Source organism: Fructobacillus ficulneus (assembly GCF_001047075.2).
GTDB classification, from domain to species: Bacteria; Bacillota; Bacilli; order Lactobacillales; family Lactobacillaceae; genus Fructobacillus; species Fructobacillus ficulneus.
Genome location: NZ_DF968000.1, coordinates 42,858 through 55,510 on the forward strand (window position 1 = coordinate 42,858; position 12,653 = coordinate 55,510).

Genomic DNA, 12,653 nt, shown 5'->3' on the forward strand with positions numbered 1-12,653 from the left:
ACGGTCGGCTTCAACTCTTTCTGGTGGGGAATCCCAGCGGATTCGCTTGGCCACTCAAATTGGGTCCAACCTTTCGGGTGTTCTCTATGTCTTGGATGAACCATCAATTGGTTTGCACCAACGTGACAACGATAAGTTGTTGGCCTCGATGCAATCGATGCGAGACCTCGGCAATACCCTGGTCGTCGTCGAACACGATGAAGACACGATGGCCGCGGCCGACTACCTGATTGATGTCGGCCCTGGGGCCGGTGCCTTGGGTGGTAAGATTATGGCCGCTGGGACGCCCAAGGAAGTCGAGGATAACCCGAATTCCTTGACCGGTCAGTACTTGGCCGGTAAACGCTACATTCCGGTACCGAAGACCCGTCGCAAGGGTAACGGCGAGGAAATCGTCATCCGTGGGGCTAAGGAAAACAACTTGAAGAACGTGACGGCTAAGTTCCCATTGGGGAAGTTTGTTGCCGTGACTGGGGTTTCAGGGTCTGGAAAATCAACCTTGGTGAACTCCATCTTGAAGCGGGCCTTGAAGCAAAAGTTGAACAAAAACAGCAACAAGCCCGGGGCCTACCGGGCCATTGAGGGGGTTGAAAACCTCGAACAAGTTGTTGATATCGACCAGTCCCCAATCGGTCGAACACCACGGTCGAACCCGGCCACTTATACCGGGGTCTTCGATGATATCCGTGATTTATTTGCCCAAACGAATGAAGCCAAGTTACGCGGATATTCTAAGGGTCGGTTCTCCTTCAACACCAAGGGCGGTCGCTGTGAAAACTGTCGCGGGGATGGGGTCATCAAGATTGAGATGAACTTCTTGCCCGACCTCTATGTTGCCTGTGAAGTCTGTGGTGGTACTCGCTATAACTCTGAAACCCTGGAAGTGGCCTATAAGGACAAGACGATTGCCGATGTCTTGGATATGACGGCCAAGGAAGCCCTCGACTTCTTTGCCCCAATTCCTAAGATTGCTCGGCGCTTACAAACCATCAATGATGTTGGCCTGGGCTACGTTAAGCTCGGTCAATCAGCGACGACCTTGTCCGGTGGGGAAGCCCAGCGAATGAAGTTGGCCTCTGAATTGCACCGTCGGACGAACGGAAAGACCATCTATATCCTGGATGAACCAACAACCGGTTTGCACACCGACGATATCGCTCGCTTGTTGAGCGTTTTGAACCGCCTGGTTGATGGTGGGAACACCGTTGTCGTCATCGAACACAACTTGGATGTCATTAAGTCGGCCGATTGGTTGATTGATTTAGGTCCAGAAGGTGGTGCTGGTGGTGGAAAGATTTTGGTGACTGGGACACCGGAAAAGGTGGCCAAGAATACCGAGTCTTACACGGCTAAGTATTTGAAGAAAATCATGGACCGGGACTTGGCTCGCCAAGCCCGTGATGAAAAATAAACAGCTGGTTTGAATTCCAAAATTTAGTCCGCTGAACGCAAAAAAAGACTGACATTAATTTGTCAGTCTTTTTGCGTGCATTGATTTTACTTTGTATACCGTTGGAAGTAGAAGCCTTCACGTGGTTCTTGGTCGTAAACGTAAGGAGTGTTGCGGTTAGCAAAGGCCAAGAATGGGAGGGCAAAGCCGAAGATGAAGTAAGCGACAAGGATGCCGACTGTCCACCACCAGGCATTGCCGGTCATCAAGTTGTTGTCGACTAGCTTGTAAATTAAGACAATCCCGAAGGGGGCGAAGAAGACCCAGCTGGTAAAGGACCCGGGGAAGTAAATCGTTTCCTTACCTTGGTCCTTGAACTTCATTAAAGCCATAGTTCCAAAGAGGATGTGGATAACGACTTCGATCATGGCGAAGATGGCAAAAATCATGGCCATCGAAGAAGTGTAGTGCCAGTACAAGAATGGCGCTGAGATAAACATGGCAAAGACATCAACGAAGACTGCTGACAAGCGGTTACCAGGGTAACGGTCAGGCATATCCGAGTTCAAGGCCACGGTATTTTGGCCCCAGACGAAGCCACCGGGGAAACGATATTCTTCGAGTTGGTGAAGACACATTCCAAAGAACAAGACGTAGGCCAGCTGGTGGTCAACGGTCAAGGATGACCATTCCAAGAGCATGAAGCAGGCGGTAACGACAAGTAAGATGACGTCGACGTAAAAGTGGCTCAGTAAGAGCCGTTTGATAAATTTAACCATGATGGTCCTCCAAATGAAAAGCAATAACTAGATTTATTTTACGGTTGTCGGTAATAAAGAGCAAGAAACAGTTCGAGGTTGAGTGTTGGTTAATTACTGAAATTAGAAAGTTAATTTTAGTACGTTTGACCGTCTAATCCTGATGAGGTGCTGAGGTTATGCACCGAGAAAGGAGGTCATAATTTTGAACGTTTTATACATCATTATACAATTGCTTCAAGCTGTGCTGACTGCGGTACTTTCGCACTTGGCAGTAACTTTGTTGCAAAAGTGGCTAGATCATATGAAATAGTCACATGCGCCTCGTTCTACCAAACGGGGCTTTTTAAATAAAAAAGAAAGACCAATTGCCTACCAACAATGGTCTTTCAAGAGAACGTATATAGTTCTATACATCATATCTAATTATAACATGAATTTTACTATTTGTTAAAAATGCAGGAGAAATTTAGATTTAATGAAAAGGACTGCCGACATAAATCTTTGGGACTGTTTTAGTTAGTAAGCCGGGCGATGACTTTAAATTAAACCGCCACAACCGCCTTGATGGCTGGTTCTGATTCATAGTCTAAGACCTTGATGTCATCCATCGTGTAGTCAAAGATTGACTTTACTTCTGGGTTCAACCAGAGCTTTGGCAAGGGATGCATTGGGCGTGAAAGTTGTTCGTTGATTTGGTCGACGTGGTTCTTGTAGATATGGGTATCGCCAATCGTATGAACAAATTCACCAACTTCAAGGCCTGTTTGGGCCGCCAACATGTGGATCAACAAAGAGTAAGAGGCAATGTTGAAGGGCACGCCGAGGAAGAAGTCACCAGACCGTTGGTAGAGTTGGGCTGAGAGCTTCCCGTCGCTGACGTAGTACTGTGACAAAACGTGGCAAGAAGGCAATGGTGCCTGTGGTGTTGTTTCGGCATTCCAGGCGGAAAGGATCATCCGGCGGGAATTGGGGTTATTTTTGATTTGGTCCAAGAGGTTACCAACTTGGTCGGTTGTTTGACCATCGGGCAAGACAGACGCCCATGATCGCCAGAGCTTCCCGTAGACGTCGCCGACGTAACCAAACTTTTCCATGAAGTCGTCATCGTTTAAGATGCGGTCAACGAAGATGGCTTTTTGTTCCAAATACAGTGCCTTGAATTCGGGGTCTGATTCGGCACGAAGGCCAAAGTCGGTCATATCGGGGCCATCATATTCGTCGGATTCAACCCAAGTCTTAAAGGGCCATTCGTCCCAAATATGGTTGTTGTTTTGGAGGAGGAAGCGGATGTTGTTGTCACCGCGCAAGAACCAGAGGAGTTCTGACTTGATTAATTTGAAAAAGACCTTTTTGGTGGTCAAAAGGGGGAAACCTTCTTGCAAATCAAAGTGCATCTGCGTGCCAAAAATAGAGTAAGTTCCCGTTCCTGTCCGGTCATCCTTGTAGTGGCCTTCGTTAATAATTTTGGCGGCCAGGTCTAAGTAGGTTTGTTCATTTTGACTCATGGTTTTTCCTTTTCTTTTTGAAATTACTATCAATTCAGTATAGCAAAAAAGCCGGCTGAGCCGGCTAAAAATTCGATGAGGTTTTTGCCTTAGTCCTGAATGAATTGGGCCAAGTTAATTTGTTCGGCCGTTGCTTCTTCAAAAGGTACTTGGACCAAGTCTACGCCCTTTTGCGCCAGGAGTTCTTCGGCAAAGGGGTCGTTACGGTAGTCACGCATAAAGTTAATTTGGCTGATACCGGCTTGGAGGAGAAGTTTGGTACACTGGATACAAGGAACGTCTGTCACGTAGACTTCGGCACCGGCGACGGCAATGCCCATTGAGGCTGCTTGCATGAGGGCATTTTGTTCGGCATGGACGGCCCGGATGCAGTGTCCGTCAACCAGGTAGTCACCGACTTCGGTACAGTGAGCAGTGCCAGAAACAGCCCCGTTATAGCCCGATGCAATGATGCGGTGGTCCTTAACAACGATGGCACCGACATGACGGCGGGTACAAGTTGACCGAGTTGATAAAATTGCGGCTTGGGCGATAAAGTATTGGTCCCAAGAAATTCGTGTATCTGACATAAAACTGACCTTTCTGTTAACAAAACTCATTATTATTCTGATAAAATAGAATATATCAAATATTTATAACTTAATGTTCGTAAAATCCTAGGAGGATCACATGGGAACGATTTTAGATGGTAAGACCTTAGCAAAAGATTTAAAGGCAGAATTAGGCAAGAAAGTTGCCGATTCCGGCCTTCATCCGAAGTTAGCGGTGGTCTTTGATCCAGAAAACGACGGATCACGTCTCTATGTGGGTATGAAGCAACGTGCTGCTGCCAAAGTTGGCATTGCTACTCAAGACATTGCCGTTCCAGCCGATGTCACGAACGAAGCTGTCTTAAAGATTGTAGCAGATTTAAACGCCGATGACAGTGTCACGGGTATTTTAGTTCAAGCCCCATTGCCAGCAGCGGTTAATGACCAAGAAATTTTTTCAGCCATTGCACCAGCTAAGGATGTTGACGGACTAGGTGCTTATAACCAGGGGATGCTCTTTGGTGACCAGGAGGGTGAATACGCAGTTGCCGCCACACCCCAGGGAGTCATGACTCTCTTGGACCATTATAATATTGATTTGAAAGGCAAGAAGGCCCTCGTGATTGGTCGGTCACAACTCTTTGGTCGGCCAATGTCGGCCTTGCTGAATAACGCTGATGCAACCGTTACAATTGCCCACCGCTATACGCCAGCCGAAATGTTGGCCGCAGAACTTAAGACCGCCGATGTTGTTGTCGTTGGGGTTGGTATTCCAAACTTTATCACGGGGGACCAAATTAAAGACGGGGCCATCTTAGTCGATGTCGGAATGAATGTTGTTGATGGACAGGCTACCGGTGATATCGATTATGACTCAGCTGCTGACAAGGCTAGCTTTATCACCCCAGTTCCGGGTGGGGTTGGTCCGATGACCATTGCCACACTCTTGGAAAGTACTTTCCAAGCAGCCTTAAACCAGGTTGGAAAATAAATAATTTACTGATGAAACAAGCAAACAAAAAAGTTTGCTTTTTTTTTTGATTTTTTTGGATTTTTTGAGGATTTGTTCCGTCTAATTGGGCAACAAGGAGATAAGAATATGGCAAAAGAAATTCGTAATTGGCCAATAAAAAATCGAGCGGATCCGAATGGCTGGTTGACTAAAATTTTAGCCTGGGGTCAAAGCCATCAAGTAAATGATTTTTACTTTTTACCGGGTGCCAATGATTATGTATTGAAGGGACAGGTCAAAGGACGATTGGAGCTTCTTGACCAACTTGATAATGAATTCGCTCAGCGAGTTTTAGCAGTTATCAAGTATCGGGCCGACCTTAATTTAGCAGAAAATCGTCGTCCCCAATTAGGCCGCTTTGATTTTGAAAAAATTTTTGTCCGAGTTTCGACCGTGGGGGACTTTTTAGGGCACGAAAGTGCCGTATTGCGGTTAGTCATCAGCAATTTGTCTCACCTCCGTTGGTTTGATGATGGCCTCTGGCAAGACTTGATTAAGACAAGACCGGGAAGTGGACTATACGTTTTGGCTGGGCCGACTGGGGCTGGGAAAACGTCAACTCTTTACCGGCTCCTAGAAGATTGGTCAGTCGGTCAGGTAGTTTTGACAGTGGAGGACCCCGTGGAAATCTATCGTTCACAGTACTTACAACTGCAAGTCAATGACCAAGCGGGCATTGACTATCAAGCGCTGATTAAGGTTGCCTTGCGCCATCGACCAGATATTTTGGTAATTGGTGAGATTCGGGATTTCAAAACTGCCCAGGCCGCCCTGCAAGCTGCCCTTTCAGGTCACCTCGTCCTAACAACAGTCCACGCTAACTCCGAACTGGCAGTTTTAGATAGGCTAGAGGATTTGGGCTTAGACCGGCAGTTAGTGGGGCAAGCCTTGGTGAAAACGGTTTATCAGCAATTACTAGTAGAGTCAGGCGGCGGATTAGCAGTTGTGGCCGGGGTGGCGAGTTGGCAGGCGGGTCAAGTTGTAAACCACCTGCCATACGAAGACGGTTACGAAAAATTTATCGGAAGGAATCGGTAGGAATGTTGAAAAAACGGGAAAGGTTATCGGAGACTGACCAAGTTTTATTTCTGAGTGAATTGGGCGAGTTAATCGGCTCAGGCTATTCCTTGGGCCTAAGTTTAGATATTATGGCCAGTGCCCACCAAGCATGGGCTGAAAGGTTAGTGACGATTCAAAGGCAACTAAGTCAGGGACAAGGGCTAACAACTAGCTTAGGTAAAATTTTACATCCAGGGGTTAGTGCCTATTTAGAATTAGGCCAAGCGCATGGTCATTTTGATCAAACACTGCAATCCTTAGGACAAAATTTTGACCAAGTTCTGACCTACAAGCGTCAAATTCATCATGTCTTAGCTTATCCGTTATTCTTACTTGTCTTTTTGATTGGCTTGGTTGCGGCCTTAGAGACGTACTTGTACCCGATTTTTACGACATTGGCTGGTGCGGGAAATGACCCAGAACAAAATAACCCAGCCTTGTTTTACCTCCATGGTTTAGCAGTAGTTGCCGGCGGACTATTTTTGACGTGTTTGCTGAGTGGTATTTGGCTGAAAAGGTTAAAACCATTGACTCGAATGACTCTTTTAAGTCGGTTACCACTGGTAGGACGATTAGTGCGAACCTTAATGACTTATTTAATTGCCGAACACTTGGGCATTCTGTTAGCTGCTGGGCTGACATTGCCGGCCATCATTAACAGTTTTGCCCAAACATCGATAGAAAGCCGGCATTCAGCCTTAGTGGTTGAGATGGCCACTTCGGTTCAAAGAGCAATGCAAAGTGGTCGATTACTAAAAGACTGGACTATCCAACAAAAATATTTGAAGCCGACCCTGGCAACCTATTTTGACCGAGGGTTTACTGGTCCAGTTTTGGGAACCTATTTGACCTACTACGCTAAGAATGAAATGACTCAATTTGACCGGCAAATGAAATCGGTACTGGCAATCATTCAACCAGTATTTTTTACCCTAATCGGCTTGACCATCGTCTTGCTTTACTTGGCGATGCTATTGCCTCTTTATAAGAACTTAGGAGGAATGACGATATGAATAATACTAAGAAGATTGGTCAAAAGCAATCAGCCTTTACTCTGATTGAAGCAACAGTTGTTCTCTTTATTATCGGTTTGCTGATGTTGTTGATTTTGCCGAACCTCACGCAGCAAAAAGATAAGGCCCAGCAAACCCATGCTCGGGCGATGGTTGCGACTGTACAAACCCAGGTTGATTTGTTCCTGAACGACCACCCACACCAAGACAAGGTCAGCCTTGATGACTTAGCCAAGGAAAATTATTTAACAAAGGAACAAATCGATAAGGTCAAGGCGTTAAAGATTTCAATCCAGGGCCATGAAGCCAAAATTTAGTGCTTATACGCTAGTCGAATCATTATTCGTCTTGGGAATTACGGCCATTTTATTAACGCTGGCACTTTCATTTCAGCTCCGTCCACCGGGTCAAACAGTCAGTGGCTTTGAAAATCAGTTTACTGCTGTCTTTCAAAAGCAACGCTTGCAGAGTCAAAATACTGGGAAAGACGTTCAACTTGAATTTACCAAACACCGATTGGTTGTTGACCAAGAATCGGTACCGTATCCTGCTGGTTATTCAGCTCAAACAGAGAAAATTGTCGTTATTAAAGCCAGCGGTTACGTAGCCCCGGGCCATATAATTTTTGAAAAGGGAAAAGAAATATTAAAGTTAATATTTCAGTTTGGAGGTGGGTCTTATCGTTTTGAAAAGGAATAAATCAATGGCCTTTACCCTTGTTGAAGGACTAATGGTCTTAACGTTAGTCACAAGTGTGGCTGTGATTGAATTACAAATCTATCAACGTTTTCACCATCAGGAAGAACAGTTAAAACGACGGAATAAGGCTGCTAACCAGGCAAAGAGGCAAGCACTAGAGAGATGGGCAGTCTTCGTTAAGAATTCCGACCATAACCAATAAGGGATTGATTATGAAGCAATATTCTTTCTATCAGACCGGTTTTACGTTATTTGAGTCTTTGTTGTCGTTGCTAGTGGCTGCTTTGATTTTTGAAACTTTAGTAATCCTAGCCCCGCAGTCCCACCGCACTGTTCGAGATGCCGAGTTGGATTTTCAGTCAGCGCTGACCCAAATTAGCCGACAACATTACCAATTAAAAGAAGTATTAGACAATGCCTTAGTGTTGGAAAAGGCAAAGGGGGAAATCGTGTATTTTATGATCAAGCATCACTGTCTCGTTTTAGCTGGTAAGATTCATGGCGAAATTATTTTAATGAAAAATGTCCGATGCATGCACTGCCGAGATTGTCACTCCTATCAAAGTATTACAATCAACAATATTCAAATTGGAAACATCTCCGGAACGATTTTGATTACAAAACAAAAGAATGAAAATGGGGAGGACTAGGCGAATTGGCAAGGGGACTTCAGGGTACCTACTCTTGCCAACTATTATGATTTTGACTGTCATTGGATTTAACTTTTATGTTCAAACCCAAATCATCGATCAAAAAATCAAAAGTATTGTCTTAATTAACCAAACTTTGATTGTTGATCGATGCCAGGTAGACGCCTCCCTTGACTATTACCAAAATCATAAATTATCTGGAACTATTGCTGAGGCTGAATATCAAATTAATTCAGATCAGGGATTAATTGAAATTAAGTATCAAAAACAGGTTTATCAGCGACCACTTTTACTGCCTTAGCCTTGTTAACTCAGGAAAAAGAGTCTAAAATAGCATTATGATAAATCAACGAATTCCTGAATATTTTGAAAAAATTTTTACTGTTACCACTGCAGTCAAAAACAATGAAGAAGCAACATATCGGCAAGCTCTCGTGCAAACATTGGCAACCCTAATTGCTGGTGAACTGAGCCAAGCAGATATCGAACAACTGAGTTCTGATAGTCAGACAGCCTTGTCTGATTTGCAGACAGTCGATTGGTCTTCCTTGTCATTTAGTGACCGTCGTAATATTTTACAATTGTTGGTGTTAAAGGCTGACCGTGAGGATAAAACCCCTGCTAACCAGCAATTAACACCCGACGGTATTGGCTACCTACTGGGTGAACTAATTTACCAAACTACCCAAATCAAAGAAGACGCTCGTGTTACGGATATGGTTGTTGGGACTGGAAACCTCCTATGGACGGTTGAAGAAACACTAAACCGACATGAGCTAAAAATGATCGGAACTGGGATTGATAATGATAACCAGCAATTAGCGCTAGCTTCAGTGACTGGTGAAGCCTTACATGACCAAGAATCTGCTTTGTTTTTAGGGGATGTAGTAGATTTGGCCGCAGATGCTATAACACCTGCACCGATTGTGATTGGTGATTTGCCAATTGGCTATTATCCGCAGGCTGCACCGACAGGGTTTGTTACGTCGCTGTCCAGTGAGGCTGGTAAATCTTATGCCCACTATTTGATGATTGAAAAGTCATTGGACTTGGTAAGTGATGATGGCTGGATTTACTTGGTTGTTCCGGCGGATTTGTTAGCTGGCCCTAATCATGAAGCCATTTTAAAGTTATTATCGCAAAAGGCTCAGTTAAAGGCGTTTTTAGCTTTGCCAAGCGAGTACTTTAAAAATCAAGAACGAGCAAAGGCGCTCTTAGTTTTGAGAAAACCAGGAGTTGGACCAAAAACAGAGGTCTTGATGGGCCAATATCCATCAGTCAAAGACCCACAGGCTTTGCAAGAATTTTTGCAAGATATTGCTGCCTGGGGTAAACTAAAGTAAGTTAGAAATGTGATAAAAAAAGAATAGGTGGATTTTTTTCATGGCAAAGATTATGGCAGTTAACGCCGGTAGTTCTTCATTGAAGTTTCAGCTCTTAGAGATGCCAAAAGAGCAAGTAATCGCTCAAGGTTTGATTGAGCGAATTGGAATGGATGATGCGATTGTAACGATTAAGTTTACAGCAAATGATCAAGCAGCTAAGAACGCAGAAGTCGAAGTTTCTGGTGAAAAGGCGAAATTCAAGACTGTCACAGCAATTAAAGACCACCAAGTGGCCATTAACTTGATGTTAGAAAAGTTGTCAGAATTAGCAATTATTGCTGACTTTAATGAAATTGTGGGTGTCGGACACCGTGTTGTTGCTGGTGGAGAATACTTTGACAAGTCAGTCTTAGTAACACCTGATGTTTTGAAAAAGATTGATGAATTGGCTGATTACGCACCATTGCACAACCCAGCCAATGCTTTGGGAATTCGAGCTTTCCAAGCTTTGTTGCCAAATGCAGTATCCGTTGCTGTCTTTGATACATCATTTCACCAAACAATGCCAAAGGTGAACTACCTTTACTCATTGCCATACGAATACTATCAAAAGTATGGTGCTCGTAAGTATGGTGCCCACGGAACTTCACACCGTTATGTAGCTGGACGTGCTGCTGAAATTTTGGGTAAGGACTTAAGTGAATTAAAGTTGATTACCCTACACCTTGGTGCAGGTGCCTCAATTACTGCCGTTAAGGATGGAAAGTCATTCGATACATCAATGGGCTTCACTCCGTTGGCTGGTGTTACGATGGCAACTCGTTCAGGTGATGTTGATGCATCATTGGTTAACTTTATTCAAACAAAGGAAAACCTTTCGAACGAAGAAATGTTGACTGTCTTGAACAAGCAATCAGGTTTACAAGGAATTTCACAGCTATCAAGCGATATGCGTGATTTGTTGGCTGCTCGTGAAGAAAATGAACAGGCTGATTTGGCTATCAAGATTTTCGTTGATCGTGTTGTTCGTTATGTTGGTCAATACATCGCTGAAATGGGTGGGGCGGACGCCTTGGTCTTTACGGCTGGTATCGGTGAAAATGCTGATTGGGTTCGTGAAGAAGTCATTGATCGCTTAGGTTACTTTGGTATTACTATCGATAAGGCTAAGAACGATGGCTGCCGTGAAGAAGCAGATGTTTCAGCTGCTGATGCGAAGATTAAGACTTTGGTTGTTCCAACTGATGAAGAATTGATGATTGCACGTGACGTTCAATCATTGATGGCATAATTTTGCCGATATTTAGTTAAACCTATTTTTGGACATAGCGAGAATACTCGCTATGTTTTTTTATTAATTTTAAAAAGTAGTATACTAGTAACATAAGTTAACTGATATTGCTAATTAGTCCTGGACTGATTACCAAAGAATAATATGATAGGAAAGTACCTTTGATGGAATTTAAGAAACGACGTCGCCCACAGAAAAAACATAAAAAATGGCCCAGGCGGATTTTTGCGTTATTGTTGATTCTCGTAGTGGCTGCTGCAGGATGGTTTTACTACGATAATTGGACTTACCAAGCTAAGAATCCGAATGACACAACCGTTACGATGGTCACGATTAAGAGCAAAGAAAGTCCTAAAGCAATTGGTCAGCAGTTGAAGCAGGCGGGTCTAATTCGATCAAGCCAGGCCTTTGAAAAGTACGCTAAGCAAAATGGATCAGATTCTTTGCTTGCTGCCACTTATCCAGTTTCGCCTGTCCAGAGTATTGCCCAGATTTATGACGAATTGACGCAAGGATCGGGGGCAACACCAGTTTTGTCGTCTGAATATACCTTTATTTCAAATGATAAGACAGCCGATCAAAGTGCGACAACGTTAGAACGAGCAGCTGGGATTAACAAGGATGCCCTTTTATCTGCGTATACGAATCAAGATTTGATTAAAAAAGCTCAGGCCAAGTATCCAACGCTATTTTTGAATTCAAAGACTGTTAAAACCCTATATGACTTTGTTTATCCAGGTATTTATAAGTTCAAAAAAGAAAAGTCAGCTGATGATTTTGTAATGACCTTGTTGAAGGAGTCAAATAAAAGCTTGCAACCTTATTATGCTGAATTAAAGGCTAATAAGATGCCGGCTTCGACTGCTATCCTATTAGCTGAAAATGGTGGTAAAAAGGAATTTGACCGCCGTCTAGCCTTTATTAAAAAAATTGCGCCATACAGTCAAGAACTTCAAAAGCAATATGGCATCTTAGCATCAATTTCGATTGCTCAAGCTATTCATGAATCAAATTGGGATGATTCTGTTCTATCCTCAAAGTACAACAATTACTATGGAGTCAAAACAGATGATACGACTGCCGGTAAATCGGTTGTCCTTCAAACCCAAGAAGTTGAAAATGGTCAAACGGTAACTAAAAATGCTCGGTTCGCGGCCTATGACTCTTATCAAGATTCAATGAAGGCCCACGCCAAGACAATTGCGAATGGAAATACTTGGAACGCCAACCAGTTCGCTGATGTCTTAGCAGCTAAGACATATCAAGATGCAGCCCAGGCGCTTTCGACAGATGGTTATGCCACAGACCCAAGTTATCCAAAGCTTATTATTCAAATTATTGAAAATTGGAACTTGAGTCAGTATGATCAAAATTAAAAAAAGGCCCGTTTAACGGGCTTTTTTACTAACATGAAATCT

Annotated in this window: 15 protein-coding genes; 12 read left to right on the plus strand and 3 right to left on the minus strand. The window is 43.8% G+C overall.

Annotated elements, in window-relative coordinates; genetic code table 11:
• Positions 1 to 1,411: excinuclease ABC subunit UvrA (gene uvrA, locus AOQ29_RS07880; protein WP_083989229.1), on the plus strand; the 1,411-nt coding region annotated here is incomplete at its 5' end.
• An 86-nt stretch (positions 1,412 to 1,497) separates the two neighbouring features.
• Here the strand turns inward: uvrA and AOQ29_RS02460 are convergent.
• The 3 genes from AOQ29_RS02460 to AOQ29_RS02470 all read right to left on the minus strand — a co-directional run bounded on the left by AOQ29_RS02460 (position 1,498) and on the right by AOQ29_RS02470 (position 4,225).
• Complete coding sequence (locus AOQ29_RS02460) at positions 1,498 to 2,169, minus strand: HXXEE domain-containing protein (protein ID WP_061992964.1); 672 nt, start codon at positions 2,167 to 2,169, stop codon at positions 1,498 to 1,500.
• A 524-nt stretch (positions 2,170 to 2,693) separates the two neighbouring features.
• Entirely contained in the window at positions 2,694 to 3,656 is a 963-nt protein-coding gene (locus tag AOQ29_RS02465) for a thymidylate synthase (RefSeq protein WP_061992965.1), read from the minus strand.
• A gap of 89 nt (positions 3,657 to 3,745) precedes the next feature.
• Positions 3,746 to 4,225, minus strand: coding sequence for a deoxycytidylate deaminase (locus tag AOQ29_RS02470; RefSeq protein ID WP_061992966.1), 480 nt, complete (start codon positions 4,223 to 4,225; stop codon positions 3,746 to 3,748).
• A gap of 100 nt (positions 4,226 to 4,325) precedes the next feature.
• On the opposite strand from AOQ29_RS02470, the gene AOQ29_RS02475 reads away from it, so the two are divergent.
• The 11 genes from AOQ29_RS02475 to AOQ29_RS07885 all read left to right on the plus strand — a co-directional run bounded on the left by AOQ29_RS02475 (position 4,326) and on the right by AOQ29_RS07885 (position 12,611).
• On the plus strand, positions 4,326 to 5,177 hold the full coding sequence (locus AOQ29_RS02475) for a bifunctional 5,10-methylenetetrahydrofolate dehydrogenase/5,10-methenyltetrahydrofolate cyclohydrolase (RefSeq protein ID WP_061992967.1): 852 nt from the start codon (positions 4,326 to 4,328) through the stop codon (positions 5,175 to 5,177).
• Between the two features lie 108 nt (positions 5,178 to 5,285).
• Positions 5,286 to 6,236: an ATPase, T2SS/T4P/T4SS family gene (locus tag AOQ29_RS02480; RefSeq protein WP_083989231.1), complete on the plus strand. Its 951-nt coding sequence runs from the start codon at positions 5,286 to 5,288 to the stop codon at positions 6,234 to 6,236.
• 2 nt (positions 6,237 to 6,238) lie between these two features.
• On the plus strand, positions 6,239 to 7,270 hold the full coding sequence (locus AOQ29_RS02485; protein ID WP_061992968.1) for a type II secretion system F family protein: 1,032 nt from the start codon (positions 6,239 to 6,241) through the stop codon (positions 7,268 to 7,270).
• Positions 7,267 to 7,587, plus strand: coding sequence for a competence type IV pilus major pilin ComGC (gene comGC, locus AOQ29_RS02490; protein WP_061992969.1), 321 nt, complete (start codon positions 7,267 to 7,269; stop codon positions 7,585 to 7,587). The genes AOQ29_RS02485 and comGC overlap by 4 nt, the downstream gene beginning before the upstream one ends.
• Positions 7,571 to 7,969, plus strand: a complete 399-nt coding sequence (locus tag AOQ29_RS02495) for a type II secretion system protein (RefSeq protein WP_061992970.1) — start codon at positions 7,571 to 7,573, stop codon at positions 7,967 to 7,969. Before comGC ends, AOQ29_RS02495 begins: the two co-directional genes overlap by 17 nt.
• A 4-nt stretch (positions 7,970 to 7,973) precedes the next feature.
• Positions 7,974 to 8,171, plus strand: coding sequence for a type II secretion system protein (locus tag AOQ29_RS02500; protein WP_061992971.1), 198 nt, complete (start codon positions 7,974 to 7,976; stop codon positions 8,169 to 8,171).
• A gap of 10 nt (positions 8,172 to 8,181) precedes the next feature.
• Entirely contained in the window at positions 8,182 to 8,619 is a 438-nt protein-coding gene (locus AOQ29_RS02505; RefSeq protein ID WP_061992972.1) for a hypothetical protein, read from the plus strand.
• Positions 8,606 to 8,920, plus strand: a complete 315-nt coding sequence (locus AOQ29_RS02510) for a hypothetical protein (RefSeq protein ID WP_148666479.1) — start codon at positions 8,606 to 8,608, stop codon at positions 8,918 to 8,920. The genes AOQ29_RS02505 and AOQ29_RS02510 overlap by 14 nt, the downstream gene beginning before the upstream one ends.
• A gap of 37 nt (positions 8,921 to 8,957) precedes the next feature.
• Complete coding sequence (locus AOQ29_RS02515) at positions 8,958 to 9,962, plus strand: class I SAM-dependent methyltransferase (protein WP_061992974.1); 1,005 nt, start codon at positions 8,958 to 8,960, stop codon at positions 9,960 to 9,962.
• 40 nt (positions 9,963 to 10,002) lie between these two features.
• The gene (locus AOQ29_RS02520) at positions 10,003 to 11,235 is read left to right on the plus strand and encodes an acetate/propionate family kinase (RefSeq protein ID WP_061992975.1); all 1,233 of its coding nucleotides are present in this window, start codon (positions 10,003 to 10,005) and stop codon (positions 11,233 to 11,235) included.
• A 164-nt stretch (positions 11,236 to 11,399) separates the two neighbouring features.
• Positions 11,400 to 12,611, plus strand: coding sequence for an endolytic transglycosylase MltG (locus AOQ29_RS07885; RefSeq protein WP_061992976.1), 1,212 nt, complete (start codon positions 11,400 to 11,402; stop codon positions 12,609 to 12,611).
• The last annotated feature ends 42 nt before the right edge of the window (positions 12,612 to 12,653 follow it).

Bases quoted from the DNA above. Each gene is read 5' to 3' on its own strand.
- AOQ29_RS02460 (WP_061992964.1), bottom strand. From the start codon at position 2,169: ATGGTTAAATTTATCAAACGGCTCTTACTGAGCCACTTTTACGTCGAC.
- AOQ29_RS02465 (WP_061992965.1), bottom strand. From the start codon at position 3,656: ATGAGTCAAAATGAACAAACCTACTTAGACCTGGCCGCCAAAATTATT.
- AOQ29_RS02470 (WP_061992966.1), bottom strand. From the start codon at position 4,225: ATGTCAGATACACGAATTTCTTGGGACCAATACTTTATCGCCCAAGCC.
- AOQ29_RS02475 (WP_061992967.1), top strand. From the start codon at position 4,326: ATGGGAACGATTTTAGATGGTAAGACCTTAGCAAAAGATTTAAAGGCA.
- AOQ29_RS02480 (WP_083989231.1), top strand. From the start codon at position 5,286: ATGGCAAAAGAAATTCGTAATTGGCCAATAAAAAATCGAGCGGATCCG.
- AOQ29_RS02485 (WP_061992968.1), top strand. From the start codon at position 6,239: ATGTTGAAAAAACGGGAAAGGTTATCGGAGACTGACCAAGTTTTATTT.
- comGC (WP_061992969.1), top strand. From the start codon at position 7,267: ATGAATAATACTAAGAAGATTGGTCAAAAGCAATCAGCCTTTACTCTG.
- AOQ29_RS02495 (WP_061992970.1), top strand. From the start codon at position 7,571: ATGAAGCCAAAATTTAGTGCTTATACGCTAGTCGAATCATTATTCGTC.
- AOQ29_RS02500 (WP_061992971.1), top strand. From the start codon at position 7,974: ATGGCCTTTACCCTTGTTGAAGGACTAATGGTCTTAACGTTAGTCACA.
- AOQ29_RS02505 (WP_061992972.1), top strand. From the start codon at position 8,182: ATGAAGCAATATTCTTTCTATCAGACCGGTTTTACGTTATTTGAGTCT.
- AOQ29_RS02510 (WP_148666479.1), top strand. From the start codon at position 8,606: ATGGGGAGGACTAGGCGAATTGGCAAGGGGACTTCAGGGTACCTACTC.
- AOQ29_RS02515 (WP_061992974.1), top strand. From the start codon at position 8,958: ATGATAAATCAACGAATTCCTGAATATTTTGAAAAAATTTTTACTGTT.
- AOQ29_RS02520 (WP_061992975.1), top strand. From the start codon at position 10,003: ATGGCAAAGATTATGGCAGTTAACGCCGGTAGTTCTTCATTGAAGTTT.
- AOQ29_RS07885 (WP_061992976.1), top strand. From the start codon at position 11,400: ATGGAATTTAAGAAACGACGTCGCCCACAGAAAAAACATAAAAAATGG.